The organism is Microbacterium lacus, assembly GCF_039531105.1.
GTDB classification, from domain to species: domain Bacteria; phylum Actinomycetota; class Actinomycetes; order Actinomycetales; family Microbacteriaceae; genus Microbacterium; species Microbacterium lacus.
This window is the reverse complement of record NZ_BAAAPK010000001.1, coordinates 499,075-522,393: the sequence shown is the minus strand read 5'-3', so window position 1 is coordinate 522,393 and position 23,319 is coordinate 499,075. Positions and strand designations below refer to the sequence as shown.

Annotated in this window: 15 protein-coding genes; 7 read left to right on the top strand and 8 right to left on the bottom strand. The window is 71.6% G+C overall.

The genetic code is table 11. The annotated features are described in order from the left end of the window. The 3 genes from recQ to ABD197_RS02495 form a co-directional block, all read right to left on the bottom strand. On the bottom strand, window positions 1-1,926 hold the full coding sequence (gene recQ, locus ABD197_RS02505) for a DNA helicase RecQ (RefSeq protein ID WP_344055782.1): 1,926 nt from the start codon (window positions 1,924-1,926) through the stop codon (window positions 1-3). A gap of 116 nt (window positions 1,927-2,042) precedes the next feature. After that, window positions 2,043-3,095 carry a carbohydrate kinase gene (locus ABD197_RS02500; protein ID WP_344051259.1) on the bottom strand — a complete coding sequence of 351 codons (1,053 nt, stop codon included), beginning with the start codon at window positions 3,093-3,095 and terminating at the stop codon, window positions 2,043-2,045. A gap of 260 nt (window positions 3,096-3,355) precedes the next feature. Beyond that, window positions 3,356-5,959: a DEAD/DEAH box helicase gene (locus tag ABD197_RS02495; RefSeq protein ID WP_344051257.1), complete on the bottom strand. Its 2,604-nt coding sequence runs from the start codon at window positions 5,957-5,959 to the stop codon at window positions 3,356-3,358. A gap of 226 nt (window positions 5,960-6,185) precedes the next feature. On the opposite strand from ABD197_RS02495, the gene ABD197_RS02490 reads away from it, so the two are divergent. Continuing rightward, the gene (locus ABD197_RS02490) at window positions 6,186-6,518 is read left to right on the top strand and encodes a GNAT family N-acetyltransferase (RefSeq protein WP_344051255.1); all 333 of its coding nucleotides are present in this window, start codon (window positions 6,186-6,188) and stop codon (window positions 6,516-6,518) included. Continuing rightward, window positions 6,515-7,489 (top strand): pirin family protein, encoded by a 975-nt coding sequence (locus tag ABD197_RS02485; RefSeq protein WP_344051252.1) that lies wholly within the window; start codon window positions 6,515-6,517, stop codon window positions 7,487-7,489. The genes ABD197_RS02490 and ABD197_RS02485 overlap by 4 nt, the downstream gene beginning before the upstream one ends. 3 nt (window positions 7,490-7,492) lie before the next feature. On the opposite strand, the gene ABD197_RS02480 is transcribed toward ABD197_RS02485, so the two are convergent. Beyond that, the gene (locus ABD197_RS02480) at window positions 7,493-10,738 is read right to left on the bottom strand and encodes a S8 family serine peptidase (RefSeq protein WP_344051250.1); all 3,246 of its coding nucleotides are present in this window, start codon (window positions 10,736-10,738) and stop codon (window positions 7,493-7,495) included. A gap of 140 nt (window positions 10,739-10,878) precedes the next feature. Between ABD197_RS02480 and ABD197_RS02475 the strand changes: the two genes are divergently transcribed. The 3 genes from ABD197_RS02475 to ABD197_RS02465 are packed head-to-tail and all read left to right on the top strand — an operon-like array spanning window position 10,879 to window position 14,087. Continuing rightward, the gene (locus tag ABD197_RS02475) at window positions 10,879-11,430 is read left to right on the top strand and encodes an ECF transporter S component (protein WP_344051248.1); all 552 of its coding nucleotides are present in this window, start codon (window positions 10,879-10,881) and stop codon (window positions 11,428-11,430) included. 54 nt (window positions 11,431-11,484) lie between these two features. Next, the gene (locus ABD197_RS02470) at window positions 11,485-13,245 is read left to right on the top strand and encodes an ABC transporter ATP-binding protein (protein ID WP_344051246.1); all 1,761 of its coding nucleotides are present in this window, start codon (window positions 11,485-11,487) and stop codon (window positions 13,243-13,245) included. Window positions 13,246-13,283: 38 nt separating this feature from the next. Continuing rightward, window positions 13,284-14,087: an energy-coupling factor transporter transmembrane component T gene (locus ABD197_RS02465; protein WP_344055781.1), complete on the top strand. Its 804-nt coding sequence runs from the start codon at window positions 13,284-13,286 to the stop codon at window positions 14,085-14,087. 60 nt (window positions 14,088-14,147) lie between these two features. Here the strand turns inward: ABD197_RS02465 and ABD197_RS02460 are convergent, their stop codons facing one another. From ABD197_RS02460 to ABD197_RS02450, 3 genes are all read right to left on the bottom strand, one after another. Next, window positions 14,148-15,767, bottom strand: a complete 1,620-nt coding sequence (locus ABD197_RS02460; RefSeq protein WP_344051244.1) for a M28 family metallopeptidase — start codon at window positions 15,765-15,767, stop codon at window positions 14,148-14,150. Between the two features lie 203 nt (window positions 15,768-15,970). After that, entirely contained in the window at window positions 15,971-17,134 is a 1,164-nt protein-coding gene (locus ABD197_RS02455; RefSeq protein ID WP_344051242.1) for an acyl-CoA dehydrogenase family protein, read from the bottom strand. Window positions 17,135-17,252: 118 nt separating this feature from the next. After that, the gene (locus ABD197_RS02450; RefSeq protein ID WP_344051240.1) at window positions 17,253-18,479 is read right to left on the bottom strand and encodes a M15 family metallopeptidase; all 1,227 of its coding nucleotides are present in this window, start codon (window positions 18,477-18,479) and stop codon (window positions 17,253-17,255) included. Window positions 18,480-18,589: 110 nt separating this feature from the next. Here ABD197_RS02450 and ABD197_RS02445 point away from each other — a divergent pair, with 110 nt between their 5' ends. Next, window positions 18,590-19,651, top strand: coding sequence for an Rv2578c family radical SAM protein (locus tag ABD197_RS02445; protein WP_344051238.1), 1,062 nt, complete (start codon window positions 18,590-18,592; stop codon window positions 19,649-19,651). Window positions 19,652-19,736: 85 nt separating this feature from the next. On the opposite strand, the gene ABD197_RS02440 is transcribed toward ABD197_RS02445, so the two are convergent. Then, window positions 19,737-21,893: a DEAD/DEAH box helicase gene (locus ABD197_RS02440; protein ID WP_344051236.1), complete on the bottom strand. Its 2,157-nt coding sequence runs from the start codon at window positions 21,891-21,893 to the stop codon at window positions 19,737-19,739. Window positions 21,894-22,206: 313 nt separating this feature from the next. Here ABD197_RS02440 and ABD197_RS02435 point away from each other — a divergent pair, with 313 nt between their 5' ends. Next, window positions 22,207-23,283: a DUF998 domain-containing protein gene (locus ABD197_RS02435; protein WP_344051234.1), complete on the top strand. Its 1,077-nt coding sequence runs from the start codon at window positions 22,207-22,209 to the stop codon at window positions 23,281-23,283. The last annotated feature ends 36 nt before the right edge of the window (window positions 23,284-23,319 follow it).

Below are 23,319 nucleotides of genomic sequence, written 5' to 3'. Positions count from 1 at the left end.
TCAGCGCGGGGCGGCGATCACCTCGAGCACGGCGTCGCCGTAGGCCTCGCGCTTCTTCGCGCCGATTCCGGTGATCCCGTCGAGATCCGCGAGGGTTGCGGGGCGGTGTTCGGCCAGTGCACGCAGCGTGGCGTCGCCGAAGACGATGTAGGCCGGCACCCCCTGCTCTTTCGCCATACGCGCGCGCCACTCCCGCAACGCCTCGAAAACCGGCCGGTCGCCCTGGTCGAGCTGATCGGATGCCGCCGCCCTGCGTACACGCGACGACCCGGCGCCGCCACGACCGAGCACGTCTCTGCGCAGGGGCACCGCGGACTCTCCCCGCAGCACGCCGCCCGCCGGCTCACCGAGAGCGAGGGTGCCGTACTCCCCTTGCGAGACGAGGATGCCGCGGGCGAGGAGCTGGCGGATGACGCTGCGCCAGTCCTGGTCGCTGAGATCGGCACCCAGACCGTACGTGGACAGGGAATCGTGCCCCTGCTGCCGGATGCGGTCGGTCGACGCGCCGCGCAGGATGTCGATCAGGTGCCCGGCGCCGAACGCCTGGCCGCGCTCCCGCTGCAGGCGCACGATCGTCGAGAGGAGCTTCTGGGCGGGGACGAGTCCATCCCAGGTGTCCGGGGCGGCGAGGCACGTGTCGCAGTTGCCGCACGGGTCGGAGGACTCCCCGAAATAGCCGAGGAGATTCTGACGGCGGCATCCCACCGTCTCGCACAGCGCGAGCATCGCGTCGAGGTGCTGACCGAGGCGCGTCTTGTACGAGCGGTCGCCGGGGCTCTGGTCGATCATGCGACGCTGCTGGACGACATCGCCGAGGCCGTAGGCCATCCAGGCGACCGATGGTTCGCCGTCGCGGCCGGCGCGTCCGGTCTCCTGGTAGTAGCCCTCGACGGACTTCGGCAGATCGATGTGCGCAACGAAGCGCACATCGGGCTTGTCGATGCCCATGCCGAAGGCGATCGTGGCCACGATCACGACACCGTCCTCGCGGAGGAACCGGGCCTGGTGCCTCGCACGCACCGCGGCGTCGAGTCCGGCGTGGTACGCGAGCGCGTCGACGCCCTGCGTGCGGAGGAACTCGGCGGTCTGCTCGACGCTCTTGCGGCTGAGCGCGTAGACGATGCCGGCAGAGCCCTCGGGCATCGACCTGATGAAGCTCAAGAGCTGCTTGCGAGGCTCGACTTTCGGGTCGATGCGGTACTGGATGTTCGGGCGGTCGAAGCTCGCCACGAAGTGCGCGGCGTCGGGGAGCCTGAGCCGCTCGGTGATCTCACGGTGCGTCGCCGCCGTCGCGGTCGCGGTGAGCGCCACCCGCGGGACGCCGGGGAACTGCTCGCCGAGTTCGCCGAGGGTCAGGTAGTCGGGACGGAAGTCGTGCCCCCACTGCGAGACGCAGTGGGCCTCGTCGATCGCGATCACGCTCAGCGTGCCGCGCTGCAGAAGCGACCGCGTCGTGGCGTTCGAGAGACGCTCGGGGGCGACGTAGATCAGGTCGAGCTCGCCGGAGAGGTACGCGCGCTCGACCGCTGCACGCTCGGCAGGCGCCTGTGTGGAGTTCAGGTACGCCGCGCGGACGCCGTTCGCCACGAGCGCGTCGACCTGATCGTGCATGAGCGCGATCAGCGGGCTCACCACGAGGCCGGTGCCCGGCCGCACGAGCGCGGGGATCTGGTAGATCAGGCTCTTGCCGCCGCCGGTCGGCATCAGGACGATCGCGTCGCCGCCGGCGATGAGCTGCTCGATCGCGGCGCCCTGATTGCCGCGGAAGCTCTCGTAGCCGAAGACGGTGTGCAGCGCGTCGGCGGCCGTCGCGAACCGGGCGGGGGTCGGGCGCGTCGCGGCCGGCATCCGCTGGTCGTCCGGAGGGGGCGCCCACCCGTCGTCGGCGGGTGGTGCCCAGTCGTCGGGCGGGGCGTCGGGCGGCATGTCGGGCTCATCCCACACGACATCCGCGTACGGGTCGGCGTTCGGGATGCTCACCGGCTCAAGGGTAGCCCGCGGACCCGACACCCGCTCCCGCTCTGCACGAGGTGGAGCGCTGATCAGCGCGGCGCGGGCGGCCGGCAGGCCAGGAGTTCACCGGCGCCGTCGAGCGTCACGGATCCGGTGGCGTGCGGCAGCAGCGCGGTGCTGCCGCGCGGGAGGAGCTGCGTGCCGCTTTCGCCCGAACGGATGCCGACCTCTCCGCCGAGGACCACCAGGATCGCGAACCCCGGCGCGAGTTCCACCGGCCCGCGGACCAGGTGGCGCTCGATGCGGAAGAACGCGTCGGCGTCCGCGGGCAGCAGGGGTGTGTCCGTTCCCGCGCGGTGCACAAGCGCCTCGACGTCCGCGCGGGTGCGTGCCGTGTTCTCGACCGCAGTGAGCGCTTCGGCGAACCCGACGCCCAGGTGTCCGCCGGCTGCTCCGTCGATCGCGAAGCCGTCCCACTCCGCCAGGATCGAGAGGTCCTCCGGCTCCTGCAGCTCGACGAGGAGGATGCCTTCGCCGATCGCGTGCAGGACGCCGGCAGGAACGTGGACGATGTCGCCGGGCGCGACGGTGAGGCGATGCATCGCCGCGAGCAGGGCGGCGGCATCCTGCCGGTCGACGATTCCGGCGAGCTCGATCGCGCCGAGGTCGCGCGCAAGGCCGAGGTGCACCTCGCCGGCCGAGAGCACGTACCAGGCTTCGGTCTTGCCGTGGGCCGCCCCGAGGTGCGCCGCGGCCCAGGCGCGGTCAGGATGCGCATGCACCGGGAGGCGCTGGCCCGCATCGAGGAGCTTGACCAGCAGCATGGGGTCGGTTCCGAACGCGGCGACGTGGGCGGGGCCGAGCCAATGCACCGGATCGCCGGCGATCGCGCCCGCGAGGAGCGTTCCGTCCGCGAGCACGGTCATGCCCGAAGGGCTCTCGCCGCGGACGGGCGTGACCGAGCCGACCCAGTCCTCGGGTTCGAAGTCGTCGGCCGCGGGCTCGCCGCGAAAGTCCGTGATTCGGCGCCCCCCGCGGTAGAAGCGGGCGGCGGGACGGTTCGACGGGAGCGGGATGACAGCGTCGGTCGCGGCCGTCGTCCGCGCCGTTGGAGAGGAATGCTCGTTCGCGCCGTCGCTCACGGCACCAGCATCCCACGCCCCACCCCTTCCCTTCTCCGCCGAGGTGGTGGGTCTTCCGCCGAGATGGTGGGTCTTCCGCCGAGATGGTGGGTCTTCCGCCGAGATGGTGCACACCACCTCGGCGGAAAGAACACCACCTCGGCGGAAAGAAAACCACCTCGGCGGAAAGGGGACCATCTCGACGGGAGGGGGACCATCTCGGCGGGAGGGGGACCATCTCGGCGGGAGGGGGACCATCTCGGGAGGGGACAGCCGGGGGCTCAGAGCCGGAGCACCTCGGTCACCCGCACCACTGCGGCACCGGCCTCCTCGGACGCCGCGAGGTCGACCTCCGCGCGGATCCGCCAATCGTGGTCGCCGGCGGGGTCGTCGATCGTCTGCTCGACTGTCCAGACACCGGATGCCGCAGCATCCGTCTCATCGATCGACACGAGCTGCGCCGAACGCGCCGCCCCACCGGTCAGGATCTCGTCGTGCTCGTCGAAGTACGCGTCCAGCGCCGCGGACCAGTCGACGTCGGGGTCCAGCTCCGCAAGCTCGTCGTCCCGCTGCAGCGCCGCGAGGCGCACCCGGCGGAACAACTCGTTGCGCACGAGCACTCCGAACGCACGGCGGTTCGTCAGCACCGACGGCGGCGCGGGCGGCACGACCGGTGCGTCGGGGTCGGCGACCGGATTGACGAGCGACTCCCACTCATCGACGAGGCTCGAGTCGACCTGCCGCACGAGCTCGCCGAGCCACGCGATGAGATCCAGCAGCTCCGGGGTCTGCGCCTCCGTCGGCACCGTCTGGCGGATCGCCCGGTAGGCATCGCTCAGGTAGCGCAGCACGAGACCCTCCGACCGGGCCAGCTGGTACACCTGGATCAGCTCCGCGAACGACAGCGCGCGCTCGAACATGTCGCGCACGACCGACTTCGGCGACAGCTCGAAGTCACGCACCCACGGCTGGCTCGAGGCGAACACCTCGAAGGACTGGGCCAGGAGCTCCGCGAGCGGCTTGGGGTAGGTGACCTCCTCCAGGAGCTCCATGCGCTGGTCGTACTCGATGCCCGCGCGCTTCATCGCCGCGACGGCCTCGCCGCGGGCGAGGAACTGCTGCTGCGACAGCACCGGGCGCGGGTCGTCCAGCGTCGCCTCGATCACGCTGACGACATCGAGGGCGTAGTGGCCGGTCCCGGCGGACCGGTGTGCAGAACTCCTCACTTCGGGCGCGACATGGCCCGATTCGCCCGGATCCGCCCCGGTAGCGCCCGAATCTGCGGAGTCGTGCACGGCCCCCGTCTCGTCCTCCGGATCCAGCAGCCCGATCGCGGCGAGCGCGAACGGGGAGAGCGGCTGGTTGAGCGCGAAGTTGGGCTGCAGCTCGACCGTGAGGCGGATGCCGCCCCCCGCGTCGGCGACGACCACCTGCGCGGCGACCAGAGTGCGGAAGATCCCGAGCGCGCGGCGCGCGAGCTCGTACTGGCGTGCGCGCGACTCGTGGTTGTCGAACACGAGTGAGCGCACATTGCCGAAGACGTCTCCCCCGCGGGCGATCACGTTGATCAGCATCGCGGCCGTGAGCTGGAGGTGCGGCTCGAGGGGTTCGGGCTCGGCGGCGACCAGGCGCTCGAACGACGCCTCGCCCCAGTTCACGAAACCCTGGGGCGCCTTCTTGCGCACGACCTTCCGCAGCTTCTTCGGGTCATCGCCCGCCTTCGCCACGGCGGTCGTGTTCTCGATCTCGTGCTCGGGGGCCATCACGACCACGGTTCCGGCGGTGTCGTAGCCGGCGCGACCCGCGCGCCCGGCGATCTGATGGAACTCTCGCGCGCTCAGCTGCCGCATCCGCTGCCCGTCGTACTTCGTGAGCGCGGTGATGAGCACCGTGCGGATCGGCACGTTGATCCCGACGCCCAGGGTGTCGGTGCCGCAGATCACGCGCAGCAGGCCGCGTTGCGCGAGCGTTTCGACCAGCCGTCGATAGCGCGGCAGCATGCCGGCGTGGTGCACGCCGATCCCGGCCCGGACGTAGCGCGAGAGCGTGCGCCCGAACGCGGTCGTGAAGCGGAAGCCGCCGATCGCCTCCGCGATCTCGTCGCGCTGCGCCCGCGAGACGATGCGCACCGACGACAGCGCCTGCGCGCGCTCCATCGCCGCCGCCTGCGAGAAGTGCACGATGTACACCGGCGCCTGGCCGGTCTCGAGCAGCTCCTCCACCGTCTCGTGCACGGGGGTGCGCGCATACGAGAAGTGCAGCGGCACGGGGCGCTCGACGCCGGTGATCCGCGCGGTCTCGCGGCCGGTGCGGCGGGAGAGGTCCGCCGCGATCTCCGTCACATCGCCGAGAGTCGCCGACATGAGCACGAACTGAGAGCGCGCCAGGAGCAGCAGCGGCACCTGCCAGGCCCAGCCGCGGTCGGGGTCGCCGTAGTAGTGGAACTCGTCCATCACGACCTGGTCGACCTCGGCATCCGCCCCCTGCCGCAGCGCGAGGTTCGCGAGGATCTCGGCGGTGCAGCAGATGATCGGGGCTTCCGCGTTGACCGACGAGTCGCCGGTGACCATCCCCACGCGCTCCGCGCCGAAGATCTCGACGAGGGCGAAGAACTTCTCGCTCACGAGGGCCTTGATCGGCGCCGTGTAGTAGGAACGGCCGCCGCGGGCCAGCGATGCCGCGTGCGCGGCGACAGCGACGAGCGACTTGCCGGTCCCGGTGGGGGTGGACAGGATCACGTTCGCCCCGGAGACGATCTCGATCGCGGCTTCATCCTGTGCCGGGTAGAGCCGGAGCCCCTGATCCTCCGCCCACCCGACGAACGCCTCGTACACCGCGTCGGGGTCGGCGCCGCTCGGGATACGGTCGAGCAGGGATGCCGGCATCCCTCGAGTCTGCCACCGGCGTCCGGCCGCGTCCCCGCACCGTCTCAAGCCCGGCGCGTGTGAAACGGCGGGGAGATATCGACACGCAGGGTGTCCTCGGGGCCCGAACCGTCCGGTTTCTCCCCGCCGTTGCACGCGGTCAGCGGCAGAGGCTCGCCACGCGGCCCCGGCGCTGGCGGAATGCGTACCCCGCCCGTACGGTGAAGTTCACGATGGAGGAGAACACATGAGCACGCAGGCCGCCCCCGATGCCGAACCCCGCGTCGCGCGCAACGACGCAGAGAACCGCTACGACCTGTTCCTGGCCGACGAGCTCGCCGGGTTCGCCGAGTACAAGGTCGATGCCCGGGGACGCCTCGTCTTCACCCACACCGAGGTCGATCCCGCGTTCGAGGGTCGGGGCCTGGCCGGGATCCTCGTGCGGACGGCGCTGACGGATGTCGCCGCGAAGGGCGAGACGATCGTGCCGCGCTGCCCGTACGTGGTGCGCTGGCTCGGTCGTCACGAGGTGGCGGGCCTGCAGATCGCGTGGCCCGACGAACCCGGCTTCGAGCGATGACCCGCCTGGACGCCGACGCGACGGAGCTGCACGAGGCCGGCACGACGTGCGACGGTCCGCGCGCGCTGCTGCTGGAGTCTCGCGAGGTCCCCCTCGGCGGGGTCCGGGCGATGTCGGTGCACCGCGCCCTTCCGCAGCGCGACCTGCCGCTCGTCGGCGCATGGTGCTTCCTGGACCGATTCGGGCCGCAGGACACCCGGATGCGTGTGGAGCCGCATCCGCACATCGGCCTGCAGACGGTCACCTGGCCGCTCGAGGGCGACATCCGCCACCGCGATTCGATCGGCAGCGACGTCGTGCTGAGCCGCGGCGCACTGAACCTGATGACCAGTGGCGCGGGGATCTCGCACTCCGAGTACTCCGTGGGGGAGGATGCCGTCCCCCTGGACGCCCTGCAGCTGTGGGTCGCCCTGCCCGAGTCTCGCCGCCACGGCGCCGCGGCGTTCGAGCGGCACGAGAAGCTGCCGTCGTTCCCGCTCGCGGACGGGGCCGTCGCCACGGTCGTGCTGGGCGAGCTCGCCGGCGTGCGCTCACCGGCGACCGTGCACACGCCGATCGTCGGCGCCGAGATCCGGATCCCGGCCGGCGCCCGCGTGCACGTGCCGCTGAACCCGGAGTGGGAGTACGCGATCGTCGGCGTCGAGGGCGACGTCGAGGTCGGGACGGATGCCGACACCCGGCTCACCGTGGACCGTCGCCACCTCCTCTACCTCGGCGAACGCAGGTCCGAGATCGAGGTCGGCTCCGACGCGGACGCCCTGCTCTTCCTCCTCGGCGGGGAGCCGTTCGAGGACGAGATCGTGATGTGGTGGAACTTCGTCGGCCGCACGCACGAGGAGATCGTGCAGGCGCGCGAGGAGTGGGAAGCGGGCTCGGATCGCTTCGGCCACGTCGTCGACCACGGCGACGAGCGCGTCCCCGCGCCCGCCCTGCCGACGGTCCGTCTGACCCGGCGCACGCGACGCGTCTGAGGCTCACTCCTCGACGACGAACTGCGTCGCGGCCTCCGAACCGCTGACCCCGACGGTCCCCGCATAGCGGACGAGAACCTCGTGGATGCCGGGCCGCGCCGCCGGCAGCGCGAAAGCGACCCGACCGCCGACGAGGGTGCCCACGTAGTCGATCCCCTCGTGCGTGACCGTCACGGCACCGCCCGCCGGCTGACCGGCCTCGGTCCGGACGGTCACGGTCAGCGTGAAGTCGTCCGCGGGACCGCCCGCCGCGCGGTTCATGACGGCCTGCACGGCGGATCCGACGGTGACGGGAACCTCGGCGGTCACCGCGGTGCCGGCGTTGACGGCGCCGGGACGCCGGGCCTGCACGCGTGCGCTGAGCGTGGTTCCGGCATCCGTCTCCTGCACGCGGTAGGACCTGCCCACCGCGCCTGCGATCGGCACGCCGTCGCGCAGCCACTGATACGTCAGCGACGCGTTCGCGGGCGCCCACTCGCCCGGGTCCAGCACGATGCGCTCCCCGACCCGCGCGTCGCCGGTGATCGTGGGCGCCGTCGTGGCCGCGGGGCCGGCGGGACCCGTGTCGATGCGCACGATCGTGCGGTCCACGGTGCTCGAATAGCCGACCTCCGCGAGGTATCGGCGGTCGGGCAGCAGCCCCGTCCATGACGCCACCGGCGAACCGGCGGACGCGACGCCGAGGGCGCGGTCATCCGGAAGGACGACGGCCGCGGTCAGGTCCCACGGTCCTGTCGCCGTCCGGTCGACGTCGACGACCGCGAGGTAGTCGCCGGACGCGGGGGCGTCGAGGCGGACGACACCGCGCTCGTCCGCCGTCCACGCGTCCAGGTACGGCTGCGCGGCATCCGTGCGCCCGTCGGCGAGGCGGTAGAGCGTGAGGCGGTGGCCGGCGGGCTCGGCGGAACTCAGGGCGAACTCGGCGGATGCCGCGCCGCGCGCGACCGGGACGATCCACGCGATCCGGCCTGCGGCGTCGCCCGAGTCGGGGTCGCCCGAGTGGCCGGGCGCGGGGGCGTCCGGGTCCAGGAGCAGGTCGAGCGCTCCGATCCCGAGCGCTCTCGGATCCCCCTCGCCGGGAAGCGCCACGGTGCCCTCGACGCCCTCGCCCGCGAGTGACTCCGCATCGCCCGCCCCGCTCGGACGCACCGCGAGCGGCGAGCGCACCGCGGTGCCGTCCTCACCGATCCATGTCAGGGAGCCGGTCGCCCACTGTTCGCGCACCGCCGCGCCGGCGTCGAAGGTCACCGTGTACTGGCGTTCCTGACCCTCGGCGTCGAAGCGCAGTTCGGCCGGGGTCACGGTCACCTCGACTCCCGGGACGCTCGCGACCGCCCGGTAGACCCCGGGGCGGGTGGCGATGAGTGTGCGGGTCTCCTCGTGCGCGCCGGCCAGGCGGGGCACGACGAGGGACGGCTCTGCGGCCAGCAGCCCGGGGTCCGGCATCCGCTCTGCGTCGACCTGTCCCGCACCCTGCGCGAACGGGTCGACCGTCGGTGCGCCGTCCGCGCCCACGGTGTCCGCCGCGGTGGTCATGAGCGCGGAGCGCACGTCGGCGGGCGAGGCGGACGGGTGCGCGGCGAGGTAACGGGCGGCGAGGCCCGCGACGTGGGCGGCCGCCATCGACGTACCCGATACCAGGTCCCAGGCGGGGCTGCCGCCGCCACCGGCGCGCGTGGGGGCGAGGATGCCGACTCCGGGTGCCGTGACGTCCGGCCCGAGATGCATCCCGTCGGCGGACGGGCCGCGGCCGGAGAATCCCGCGACCTGCGGCGCGGGAACGCCGCCGGTGGACGGGGCGCCGGCGGCGAGCGTGACCTCGTCGGCATCACCGGCTTCGACCGCGGCGAGCAGGAGCGCGCGGCGGTCGGCGTCCAGCTGGACCGTGGGCAGGACATCGAGCGCCGGGTCCAGCGACGCGGCCTCGGTGTTCACCAGCACGACGCCCACCCCGCCGGCCGCGGCGACGGCACGGATCTTCTCGCTGCGCGGATTCGTGCCGCGCTCGCACACCACGATCGCCCCTGCGACGACCGCCGGGTCCAGGGCGTCCGGGTAGCAGAGCCGCGCGTCCGCCTCGGCGCCCTGCGCCGCGTCGGCGGCGAGGACGAGCGGCGCGGTCACGGGCTCGCCGACGGAGGCGGAGACGCCGGGCAGCGAGAAGCCCCCCGCCAGTCCGACGGTCGCGTCGAAGGACGCCGTCGTGGATGCCGCCACCGTGAGGTACCCGTCGGAACCGCTGCGCGCGCTCCCCGGCGCGGGGCCGGTGTTGCCCGCGCTCGCGACCGCGACCAGGCCCGCGGCCCCCGCGGCGCGCAAGGCCTCATCCCCGAGCGCCCAGGAGCCCGTGGCGCTGCTGAGCGCAACGGTCACGACATCGACGCCGTCGGACACGGCCGCATCGAGGGCCGCCAGCACGTCGGACGCGACGCAGACGTCGTCCGCCGTCGTGGCCGGATCGGCGCCGGCGAAGCACGCCTTGTAGGAGGCGATCGCGGCGTCCGGGTCGACGCCGGCGACCGTCTCGCCCCCGCGCAGCGCCAGCTCCACCGGGGCGCCCGCGGCGATGCCCGCCATCGCCGAACCGTGACCGCTGCGGTCGACCGGCGAGAGCGAATCGCGTCCGAGATCCACGGCCCCGGCCACGGCCGCGGCGCCGAAGACCCGCGCGTCGACGACCGTGGATGCCGGCAGCGCCGGGTTTGCGGTCACCACGCCGGTGTCCACGACGCCGATGACCACCGAACCGGTCTTCTCTTCGCGCGGGACCGCCTGCACCGCTGCCGCGAACGGCTCGGACGCCCCCGGCGCGGCATCCGGCCGGAGGATCTCGTCGGGCACGATCGCGCGCACGCCGGGGAGCGCCGCCACGCGCGGGAGGTCTTCGGCCGACAGCACGGCACTGAAGCCGTTCGCGACGATCCGATACGCCTCGAGCACGTCGACGCCCGCCGCCTCGGCGACCTCGACCTGACGCTGTGCGAGGAAGGAGACGTAGCGTTTCACGCGCGGCGACCCCGGATCGAAGTCGTCACCGGCGGTCGCCCGATACCCGGCGATCCCCCCGGTGTACAGGGCCGCGGGCTCCTCCGCGAGCAGGACGACATACGTGCCGGTGACGGACGCCGGCGGGACGGGAGCGATCGTGCCGTCCACGACGTGCGGCCCGCCGGCGTCACCGGATGCCAGCGCGGGAGACCCCGCGGCCAGGAGCACCGCGAGCGCCGCGGCGACGACCGCGCGCGACATGGCTGGCTTCATCGCCGACTCCCGGGGTGAGGGTCGCCCGGCGGCGTGCCGCGCGGCCTGCCGTCAACCTAACCCGGCACCGCGCAAGACGAAAGGGTCTGGCCGAGATCGGGTGCGCGGCAGCGCATTACGCTGGGGTCGTGGCTTCGGCATCCCGCCTCTCGACGAGCGTCCTGCTCACGTGCGCGGCGATCGGCGTCGCGACAGGAGCGCTCTCCGCCGGGGCGGGGGCCATCAGCGGGCCGGTGTCGGCGGCGGTCCCGCTCGTCTACGGACTCGTGCTGGGCGTCCACGTCCTCCCGGGCGTGATCGCCCAGGATCTGCTGCGCCGACCGTGGGTGGCACTGATCACCCACCTGATCGCAGCGCTCGTCGCGAGCGCGGTCGTGCCGCTGTGGATCGGACGCTACGTCGGCACCGCTCTGCTGATCGGCGCGCTGCAGGAGGGCATCGCCGCCCTCGGCCGTTACCGCCGGTGGGACGCGTGGCGGTTCTTCCTCGGCGCGGTGATCGTCGGCGTGCTGATCGCGGTGCCGATCTGGTTCGCCGCGGACGTGTCGCGGTTCGCCGTGTGGGGCCAGATCGTCTATATCGGCCTGTTCATCCTCGGGCCGGTCCTCTGGACGGCGGTCGGAATCGCGGTCGGCGCCGCGCTGCGCCGGGCCGGCGTCGCCCGCTCGAGCCGCCTCTGAGGGCGCGCGGCGGGCTAAGTTGGAGATCACCCGTCGCCTCTTCTGGAAAGTCCCGTGACCGCATCCGAGCGTGATCCGTCCGCTCCGGCACCGGAGCGTCCGAGCCCGATCCTCCGCGTCCACGAGGTCGCGATCACCCACGCCGGCGAGACGACCCCCACTCCGGCGGACGTGTCGTTCGACGTCGCCGTCGGGGAGGTCGTGCTGCTGCTCGGACCGAGCGGCTCGGGCAAGTCCACGCTCACGCTGGCGCTCGACGGGCTGATCCCGCACGCGGTCCCGGCCACCGTAACCGGCCGCATCGAGGTCGCCGGGCGCGACACGGCCTCGGCGAGCGTGGCCGAACTGAGCACCCACGTCGGCATGGTCTTCCAGGACCCCGACGCGCAGCTCGTGACCGGGACCCTCCTGGATGAGGTCGCGTTCGGTCCGGAGAACCTGCGGATGCCGGTGCAAGACGTCCTCGCGCGGGCCGAGCGGGCGCTGCGCCGGGTCGGGCTGTGGGAACGCCGGGGCGAGAACCCCGACCGCCTGTCGGGCGGCGGCCGGCAGCGGCTCGCGATCGCCTGCGCCCTCGCCATGGGATCACCCCTGCTCGTTCTGGACGAGCCGACGGCGAACCTCGATCCGCAGGGGATCGACGAGGTGTACGCCGCCCTGAAGGAACTGGTCTCCGACGGCGCCCACGCGATCGTGCTGGTCGAGCACGATCTCGATGCGGCCGTGGGGTTCGTCGACCGTGTCGTCGTGCTCGATCAGGCGGGCAGGCTCGTCGCCGATGGACCGGTGGATGCCGTGCTCCGCGACCGGGCGGAAGAGCTCCACGCGCTGGGCGTGTGGCTGCCCACCTCCACTCTCGCGGGCCTGCGGCTGCGCCGCGCGGGCTACGCGCTCGCCCCGCTGCCGCTGACGCCGGACGAGCTGCGCGCCGCGCTCGAGGACGCTCCGGCACCGGCATCCGTTCCCATGGGCCGCGTGATCACGCGCAAGGCGGCGAGGATGCCGGACGAACGACCCGTCATCGCGGTGCGCGCGCTCACGCTGCGCCGGGGCCGCGACACGGTGCTCCGGGACGTCGACCTCGACGTCGCGCGCGGTGAGTTCATCGCCGTCGCCGGTGGGAACGGGGCCGGGAAGACCACGCTCGTGCAGGCGATCGCGGGCGTCATCGTCCCGCCGCGCCGGGCGGTCCACATCGACGGGCGCGATGTCGCACGGCTCGGCGCGCGCGAGCTGACCGAGCGCGTCGGGTTCGTCTTCCAGAACCCCGAGCATCAGTTCATCGCGGCCACGGTCGCGGCCGAGCTCGCCCACGGCCTGCGGCGCCGCGGTCTGGACGACGACGCGGTGCGGGCGCGCACGGCGGAGGTCCTGGACCGCTTCGGTCTGAGCGAGAAGGCCGAGTCGCATCCGTTCCTCCTCTCCGGCGGCCAGAAGCGCCGGCTCTCGGTCGCCACCGCCCTCGTGACGGGCGCACCCGTCCTGGTCCTCGACGAGCCCACGTTCGGCCAGGACCGTGCCCGCGCCGACGAACTCCTGGGCCTCCTCTCCGAACTCAACGACGCCGGCACGACGATCGTCTTCGTGACCCACGACATGCAGCTCGTCGCGGAGTACGCCGACCGTCTGGTCGTCCTCGCCGACGGACGCCTCATCGCGCACGGAAGCACCGCCGACGTGTTCGGCGACCGGGACGTCGTCGCGCGGGCGGGACTCCGGCTGCCGCCGCTCGCCCGGGCGCTGAGCGGCGTGGCGCGGCATCCGGAGCTCGCCGGCATCTCGCGTCTGAAGGATCTGCCGGAGGCGACCTCGTGACCGCGACCGGGCCGATCGTTGCCGCGCAGGTGTCGCGCATGCGGGAGGACCCGTACGCGGATGCGGTGACCGCGGCGCCCGTCCGGTTCCTGTATCGCCTCAATCCGCTGGCGAAGCTCCTCGCACCGGTCCCCGCGATGGTGCTGCTCGTCTTCGTGCGCGACCTCGCGACCCCGCTGGCCTTCCTCGCGCTGACGTACGGGATCCTGCTGGTCGGCGTGAGCTTCACCCGCCGCCTCGTCCTGCTGCTGGCGGTCGCGCTGCCGCTCGGTGCGCTGCTGATCGGATTCGGCTTCTCGCTGTGGATCGATCCCGCGAACGTCGATCGGAGCGTGACCGTCTGGCAGGCCGGCTCCTGGACGCTGTACGGCGGCGCGGTGGCGACGGGCCTCGCCACCGGCGTACGGATCGCGGCGATCGTCGCCCTGAGCCTGATCGTGGGCCTGTCCACCACCGGCCCCGACCTCGTCCGCTCCACCGTGCAGCAGCTCCGGGTGCCGTACCGCATCGGCTACACCGCCCTGGCGGCCTTCCGCTTCGTGCCGCGCTTCGGCCATGAGCTCGAGGTGATCCGCCACGCGCACCGCGTGCGCGGCGCGCATTCCGGCCGCGGACCGTTCGCCCTGCTCGCCCGGTGGGGCGGCTACGTGGTCCCGCTGCTGGCGGGCGCGATCCGGCACGCGGAGCGGGTCGCGCTCGCGATGGACGCGCGCGCGTTCGGCGCCCACCCCGACCGCACGGAGCGCCACATCGTGCCGTTCCGCGCGCGGGACACCGTGTTCATCTGCCTTTTCGTGGCGGCATCCGCCACGATCTTCCTCGTCGTCGCGTCGTCGCGCTGACATGCACGAGAGACCCGCCGCGTGGTGCGACGGGCCTCTCGTACAGACGACCGAGCGGACTCAGCCGGCGATCAGCGCGTGATCGTGGTCATGGCTCAGGCCACCACCACCGGCGCTCCAGGTGTCCTGGGGTCCGGCCGGGTCGGGCAGGTTGAGCCCACCGGGAACCGAAGCGCCGCGGACACCGTTCACGAGCTCCGTGGAGTACGAGTACGCCAGCACCGCCGTCGCGATCGCGTCCGAGTTGACCTCGAGCGCGTGCATGTCGATGTTGCCGATCGTGTCGCACGCCTGGTGGTAGCACGGGTCGAAGGCCTCGCCCGCGGTCCCGCCCCAGATCGCCGCCTGCTCGTCGGACTTGACCTCTTCGGCGCCCGTGAACAGACCACCCGCGGGGATGTCCGCCGCGATGAAGGCCTGGTAGTCGCTGCGACCGCTGAACTCCGCGTCGTCGTAGGGCTCGCCCACGCTCGTGAAGTACCGCTCGAACAGGTCCTCGATCTCGACCGAGCCGTCCGGCACGGGGACCGGTGCCTCGAAGCCCGACTGGTCACCGTCGTACACCATGAAGATGTAGTTCGGCGAGGCGATCATGTCGAAGTTGAGGTACAGCGCGATCCGGTCCTTCTCGGCCTGCGGGAGTTCCTCGACGTAGGCGGTCGAGCCGAGCAGACCCTCCTCCTCCGCGCCCCACCACGCGAGACGCACGGTGTTCTGCGGCTTGAGCTTCGTCATGTTCTGCGCGATCTCGATCAGCGCGGCAGACCCGCTGCCGTTGTCGTTGATCCCCGGGCCCGCGGGAACGGAGTCCAGGTGCGCGCCCGCCATCACGACGTTGGCCGTGTTCTTGCCGGGCAGCTCCGCGATCACGTTCTTCTGCGGGTAGTTCACCGGCTCGGGGACGTTCACGCGCGCCGTCGATCCGGCGGACGCAAGCGATGCCCCGGCCTCGTACGACGTGCCGACGACCGGGATGAGCAGCTCGTCCGGGTTCGCGCCGATGAGCGTGATGTTCGTCAGCACTCCGGAACGCTCGGGGGTGTTGCCCTGGTTCATGATCACGACCGCCTCGGCCCCGGCAGCCTGCGCGTTCGCGGCCTTGATGCCGAATTCGCACGTGCCGCGCTGCACGAGGGCGATGTCAGCCTCTCCGGAGAAGTCGAGCCCGGCGAAGTCGGTCGCCTCACAACCGCTCGTCACCGCGGTGCCGTTCGGCTGTCCCAGCACGAGGTCGACGGGGATGATCGTGCCGGTGACGTCACCGGAACCGGTCCCGGCGGGCGCCTCGTTCTCCCACGTCGCGGCCACCGGTGTGAGCTGCTGCAGGTCGGAAGCGGCGCGGACGAAGTAGTCGAACTCGTCGATCGACACCTTCCATCCCGCCGCGGTCAGGGTGTCGACGACGTAGTCGACGCTTGCTTCGTAGCCTGGCGTGTTGGCGGCGCGGTTGCCGCCGTTCGCGTCGGCGATCGACTGCAGCGCATCCATGTGCTGCTTCACGCCGTCGGCGCTCACGCACTGCGTGAGCTTGGCGATCGTGTTGTTGTTGCGGTTGTCGCACGCGGCGGCCGGTGGTGCGGCCAGCGCACCGGTGGCCGGCGCGAGCGCCAGCGCGAGAGCGGCAGCGGTCGCCGTAGTGACGGCGAGCGCTCTGCGGGAAGGTCGTACAGATCTCTTCATCGTGATCTCCTTCATCGGGGGGATGTGCCGGGTTGTGGCACCGCCCTCGACGCTACGGGGTCAAGCCGCCGTGGTACACCCCTGGTGCACGCGCACGAGAAGTCGTGCGCGCACACGAGAAGTCGTGCGCGCACACGAGCGGTCGTGCGCGCACACGAGCAGACCGGATGCCGCGCGAGCGGCATCCGGACTGGAGGAAGAGCTCAGCGCTTGCCGACGATCTGGCGCGACACGATGTCGCGCATGATCTCGTTCGTGCCCCCGTAGATGCGGTGCACGCGAGCATCGAGGAAGGCGCGGGCGATCGGGTACTCGGTGATGTAGCCGTAGCCGCCGTGCAGCTGCACGCCGATGTCCAGGAGCTCCCACTCGCGGTCGGTCGCCCAGAACTTGACCTTCGCCGCCTCTTCGGCCGTGAGCTTCTTGTCCTTGTACAGCAGCATCGCCCGGTCGATGTAGGCCCACATGACGTCGACCGTCGTCGCCATGTCGGCGAGCTTGAAGCGCGTGTTCTGGAAATCCGCGATCGACTGCCCGAACGCCTCGCGGCTGAGGGTGTAGTCGCGGGTCCAGACGAACGCGGCTTCTCCGGCGGCCGCGGCGGCGACGCCGATCGACAGACGCTCGAGCGGCAGGTTCATCATGAGCTGGATGAACCCCAGTCCCTCCTTGCCGCCGATCAGGTTCTCTTCCGGCACGAAGACGTCGGTGAACGAGAGTTCGGCGGTGTCCCAGCCGTGGAAGCCCATCTTCTCGAGCTTCTTGCCGTGGTCGAAGCCCGCCATGCCGTTCTCGAGGATCAGCAGGCTGAAGGCGTCGGGACGATTGCCCTCACCCGTCTTCACGAACGTCACGACCATGTCGGCGGTCTTGCCCGAGGAGATGAACGTCTTGGCGCCGTTGACGACATAGCCGCCGTCGACCTTCTTCGCGGTGGTCTTGATGCCGCGGAGGTCGCTGCCCGCACCCGGCTCGGTCATGGCGAGCGCGCCGAGGATCTCACCGGTCGCCATCCCGGGAAGCCACTTCTGCTTCTGCTCGTCGGTTCCCATGTGCACGACGTACGGCACGGCCAGGTCGTCCTGAATGCCGAGCGCGCCCGCGAGCGAGCCGAGACCCGCGCCGATGACCTCTTCGTTCACGATCGCGCGGAAGCGGTAGTCCTGCAGCATGCCGGCGCCGCCGTACTCCTCCGGCACGGCGAGACCGATGATGCCCGACTCGCCCGCGGCGCGCAGCGTCGCGCGATCGACCTCGCCGTCGGCGTCCCACTGCTTGCGCTTCTCGTCGGTCGCGTAGCGCTTGATGAACTCCTTGACGACGTCGCGGAATGCTTCGTGGTCTTCGTCGTAGATGTCGCGCTCCATGGTGCGCCGTCCTCTCGTCCTCGAGTCTGCGGATGCCGGCAGCCGATCGGCCTGGAATTGCATCTCAGCGACTATGGTACTCAGTTTCACCGATCGGATGCCGGGGCCCGGCATCCGATCAGGGGTAGGTGGGCGCCGCCGGAAGACCGAAGAACTCCTCGAGGGTGTGCCAGCCGCCGTCGTGGTACGCCTTCGCCAGATCGGTGCCGATGAAGCGCAGGTGCCACGGCTCGGGGTCGTAGCCGGTGATCGGCTGGTAGCCCGCTTCGTAGCGGACGATCCACCCGTACTGCCAGGCGTTCGCGGCGATCCACTGTCCCTGCGCGGTCGCCGCGAGGTCGTCCAGGGTGCCGCAGCCGTCCGCGCACGCGACGACGTCGGCGGCCAGACCGGACTGGTGCTCGCTGTAGCCCGGGCGCGCGCTGGTGAGGTCGGCCTGCGCCGCACCCTGCGCGCCCACCTGATTGCCGTAGGTCTCCTGCTGGGTCTGAAACGAACGGAATCCGCTGAGGAGGGCGATCTCGCCGACCCCTGCCGCAGCCGCGCCCGAGGCCATCGCCGACAGCGCGGCGGCGGCATCCGCCCGCAGCGCCCCGCCCTCGATGCTGCGCACGCCGCCGGGAAGCTCGAGGCTCGCCGGGCGGTAATCGAGGGGGTTGTGCGGCCGGGTCTTGTTCAGCACGACCCAGACGCGCGCCGAATCGTCGAGGCGCACGCAGCCGGCCGTTCCGCCGGCGACGGCGGCGCGGAAGGCCTCCGGTCCGCCGGCCGCGGCGATCGCAGCGGCGTCGTCGCCCGCGGCGAGGGCGTCGGCCACCCCCGGCCGACTGCAGACGTCGAGGGCCGCCGGTGCGGCCGACACCGTCGGCGCCGGGATCGTCTCAGCGGTCGCGGGCACGGGTGCGCTCAGGCGCGCCGTGACCTCGGGCGCGTCAGCCTCGCCGGCCTGCTGCGGGGTGAACAGCTCGGGGCCGCCGAAGGCCGCCGTGACCGAAGCGGCCGAGACGAGCATCAGCGAGGTCGCGACGGCGAGCGCTGCGATCCCGACGCGGGCACTGCGATGGCCCGCGTGCTGCGGCGCCGTGATCGCCCGGTGGCCCTGCAGAACCGCGACCGCGCGCGCCTCGCGGCGGGTCGGCGCGACGGGGACGGCGCGCGCGCCGACCCGGGTCGGTGTCCGCCCCGTCGACGGCCGGCGCGAGCGTCGCTGAGGACCCGGATCGGCGAGCACGGGGAGCGGACGCGTGGTGGTCGGGGGCTCCGGGGCGCGCTCGAGGACCCGTTCACGCTCAGCTCGCGCTTGCCGACGGGTCTGTGGGGGGATGTGCGGTTCGGGAGCCGTCACACGCCCCATTCTTGCCTGAACGGGTGCGGCGGTCGACAGCTCTTTTGCTCTTTCGATTCTTTGTACGAGTACGTATTGACACACATTCGTTGTTCTGTTCCCATGGAAGCATGCGGTGGCAAGGACAGGAACTGGGCGTGACGGATGCCGCCGCCCTGCCCGGTCTGGAGCAGCTGAACGGTCTGGTGCGCTCGGTGACCACACCCGAATTCGCCGACGTGACGTTCCACGAGGTGATGTGCAGGAGCGCGCTCAACCACGTGCCGAGTGCCTCCGCCATGCCGTTCGACTGGACCGTGAACCCCTATCGGGGCTGCAGTCATGCATGTGCCTACTGCTTCGCCCGTGGAACGCACGAGTACCTCGAGCTCGACGCGGGACGCGATTTCGACTCGCAGATCATCGTCAAGATCAACGTCGCGGAGGTCCTCGAGAAAGAACTGCGCCGCGGCAGCTGGGCGCGCGAGCCGGTGATGCTCGGGACGAACACCGACCCGTATCAGCGTGCCGAGGGGCGGTATCGCCTCATGCCGGCCATCGTGGGCGCGCTCGCCGAGTCGGGGACGCCGTTCTCGATCCTCACGAAAGGCACGCTGCTCAGGCGCGACCTGCCGCTGCTGCGCGAAGCCGCGGCATCCGTCGACGTCTCACTGGCGATGTCGATCGCCGTGTTCGACGACGAACTGCAGAAGCTTCTCGAACCGGGGACGCCCTCGGCCGCCGCGCGACTCGAGACCGTGCGCGCCGCGACCGAAGCCGGGTTCCGCGTCACGGTCTTCCTGATGCCGATCCTGCCGCACCTCACCGACTCGATCGCCGCCCTCGATCACGCCCTGACGCAGATCGCACAGGCGGGCGCCGTCCGCGTCGTCTTCGGGGCGCTGCACCTGCGCCCCGGCGCCAAGCAGTGGTTCATGCAGTGGCTCGGGGAGCGGCATCCCGAACTCGTCTCGTCCTATCTCGGGCTGTACCCGGGCGCGGCGGCGAACGCGCCGAAGCCGTACCGGACGTGGCTCGCCAAGCGTGTCCGACCTCTATTGCGCGTGCACGGGCTCGACGGGCGCGCCGAGGAGGACGCGCCGCGCCGATCCCCGATGCCGGGGCTCGCCGCGCGTCCGCAGTTCGTGACCACCTCGCGGGGTCGCGAGGCCGAGGCGGCACGGCTGTTCTGACCTCCTGCAGGAGAACGGCGCATCCGCAGGACCTGATCTCTCGGATCGTCCTGCGGATGCGCCGTTCTCGTGTGGGGCGTGCGCGCTACGCGGTGAGCTCGGCCTCGGACGGCATCCGGCCGGCCAGCTCCTCGATCGTGTCGTCACCGGGACGAGCGTCCTGGAACGGCGCGTCGATCTCGGCGCGCTCGAGCATCTCGGTCATCTTGCGGCGACGCTGGCGGGTGATGAGCGTCACGACCCGGCCCACCTTGCCCGCGCGGCCGGTGCGGCCGGCGCGGTGCAGGTACGTCTTGTACTCGTCCGGCGGATCGGCCTGGATCACCAGATCGATGTCGTCGACGTGGATGCCGCGCGCGGCGACATCGGTCGCCACGAGCACATTCACCCGACCCGAGGTCAGCCGCTCCAGGTTGCGCGTGCGGCGCTGCTGGTTGAGGTCGCCGTGCAGGGAGACGGCAGGGATGCCGGCGTCGTCGAACTGCTCGGCGAGCATCTCGGCGAACGCGCGCGTTCGCGCGAACACGAGGGTCTTGCCCTCGCGGTCGACGAGCTGGTCGAGGATCTGCGCCTTGTCGCGGTGCTCGATCACCAGGACGCGGTGGTCGATCGTGCTCGAGGCCTGGTCTTCGCCGGCGACCTCGTGAACCGAGGGATTCACCAGGAACTCGTCCACGAGCGCGGAGACCTCGCGGTCCAGCGTCGCTGAGAACAGGAGCTTCTGGGATCCTTCCGCGGTCTCGCGGAGGATGCGCTGGACGGGCTCGAGGAATCCGAGTTCGCACATGTGGTCGGCCTCGTCGATCACCGCGACCATGACCTCGCTCAGGTCGAGCTTGCGCTGCGTGATGAGGTCTTCGATGCGGCCGGGCGTGCCGATGATGATGTCGACGCCCTTCTTGAGCGCCCCGACCTGGCGGGCCTGGGGCACGCCGCCGTAGATCTGCGTCGTGAACAGGCCGACGCTGCGCGCGATCGGCTGGATCGTGCGGTCGATCTGCAGCGCGAGCTCGCGCGTGGGCGCCAGGATGAGCGCCTTGGGCTTGCGGCCGAACTCGCGGCGCTTGCCCGCGCCGGCACGCAGCACGTTCTCGACGAGGGGGGAGCCGAACGCGATCGTCTTGCCCGAACCGGTGCGACCACGGGCGAGCACGTCGCGCCCCGCGATGATCTCGGGGATCGTCGCGGCCTGGATCGCGAACGGGGATGCCGCGCCGAGGTCGGCGAGCGTGCGGACGATGTTGTCGCCGAGTCCGAGCGAGCCGAAGGTCACGCCCTCGACGTCGTTCGCCTGGATCGCCTCGGCCTGCAGACGCTCATGGACCACGTCCACGTGCTGCTCGTGGGCCTGCGTGCGCTCCGGTCCGCGCGACCAGTCGCTGCGACCTGCGGCGTAGCCGGCTCCGGCGGCCGCACCGGCGGCGCGACGGGGCGCGCTGTCGCGGCGCGGACGCTCTTCGGAGGACCGCTGCGGGCGATCGTTGCCGTACGCGCGACGCGCGGGACGATCCTCATTCGAGCGACGCGCGGGACGGTCGTCATAGGAACGCGCCGGGCGATCGTTGCCGTACTCCCGGCGAGCGGGACGCTCGTCGTTCGAGCGACGCGCGGGACGGTCGTCATAGGAACGCGCCGGGCGATCGTTGCCGTACTCTCGACGCGCGGGACGATCCTCATTCGAGCGACGCGCGGGACGGTCGTCGTACGACCGCGCCGGACGGTCGTTGCCGTACTCGCGACGCGCAGGACGCTCATCGTTCGAGCGACGCGCGGGACGGTCGTCGTACGACCGCGCCGGGCGATCGTTGCCGTACTCCCGGCGAGCGGGACGCTCGTCGTTCGAGCGGCGCGCGGGACGGTCGTCGTACGACCGCGCCGGGCGATCGTTGCCGTACTCCCGGCGAGCGGGACGATCCTCATTCGAGCGACGCGCGGGACGGTCGTCGTACGAACGCGCCGGACGGTCGTCGTACGACCGCGCCGGACGCTCGCCCTGGGCGTGCGAACGGATGCCGCGCGCCTCGTCGCGGCCGGCGCGCTGGGTCGCCGTCCACCGGGTCTTCGGGGCACTGGATCCTGCGGCAGTCTCTTCGGGTGCGCGGTAGCCGCGATGGTTCGGGCTCTTGCTGCCGGGCTTGGCACCCGTGCGGGTGCGGTCGTGGAACGAGGTCTTCTTCTCGCCGTACCGCGGCTCGAAGTTCTTCGCGGCGCGGCCGCCGGCGGGCTTCTTGCTCTTGGGCATGATGTGTCCTTCTGGGTTGTCTCAGCGCAGAACTGCACTCGCGCGCGGCGCAATACCCGCCAGTTCGCACTGACGCGCACCGCCGCACACCGCTTTGCGCGGTACGGAGTTGCCCGGACTGTCCTCGGCCGGGGGCCATTCAACGTGATGGTCGCCGGAGCGGATTCGCTCCCACCATCGGCCCCTTGGACTCACAAACCCACCCGCGCATCACGCGCGGTGTCCGAAGCCGACACTCGAGACTAGCGGATGGCGCTCCCCGCGACCTGGGAGGACACCTGACGCTCGGCATCCGCCGCTCTACACTGGCGCCATGACCGCGAGCTCCGCCGCCGACTCCCTCGCCCCCACGACGACGCTCCGCGCCGAATCGGAGGCCGTGTACGCGGCCGCGGCGGCCGGGGTCCTCGGAGCGCTGTACGGGCTGATCGTCGCTTTCGTCGCGCCCGACCTGCCGCTCGCCGACACGGACGGCGCGTTCGGCCTGCTCGCGGCGGCAGGGGCGGCCGTCGTCGCCGCCGGATCCTCGACCGCCGGCTACTGGCGCTCGCGCAATCGCCCGGGGCAGGAGTGGCGCAAGGCGCTCCCGTCGTGGAAGTTCACCGTGAACACCGTCTCGGTGGTCATCGTGCACACGGCCCTGACCTTCCTCGCCGTCCTCGCCGGCTTCCGGCTGCTCGCGCTCGGCTTCATCGGGCTGCCGGTGATCACGTTCTGGGCGATCGTGCTCATGACCGTCTCGCTCGGTCTGAGCGCCTATGTGGTCTACCTCTCCGTATCCCGGATGAACACCCAGCGCATGTCGACGCTGCTGATGGCGTTCGTCGTGATCGGCACGCTCACCGCGATGCTCACCACACCCGACCCGGAATGGTGGAAGGTCCACTTCAGCCAGCTGGGGTCGTTCCAGGACCTGTCCAGTTACGTCTTCAACGGCACGCTGATCGCCGCGGGGCTGCTCGTGACGACTTTCGCGGTCTACCTGGCGAACGACCTGCGGGCGCTCGTCGACGCCGGCGTCCTGCAGAACGAACGCGCCCCCCGGACGGTGTCGACGCTCTTCGTCGTGATGGGGATCATGCTGGCCTTCGTCGGGGTCTTCCCGGTGAACGTCAACCTGCTGATGCACAACCTGTCGGCGAGCGGCATGGCGGTGATGTTCCTCGTGCTGCTGATCGCGGGGCCCAAGCTGCTGCGTGGGATGCCGCGCACCTACTTCCTGTCCGCGTGGGCGTTCCTGGCAGCCACGATCGCCTCCGTGATCCTCTTCGCGGTCGGGTACTTCACCCTCACCGCGTTCGAGATCGTCGTCTTCGCGCTCATCTTCGGGTGGATCGCGGTCTTCATCCGCTTCCTGGGGGTCACTGGGCAGAGCGAACGCGCCGCATAGGGTATTGGATTGGCCGCGGAAGTCCAAAAAGGATAC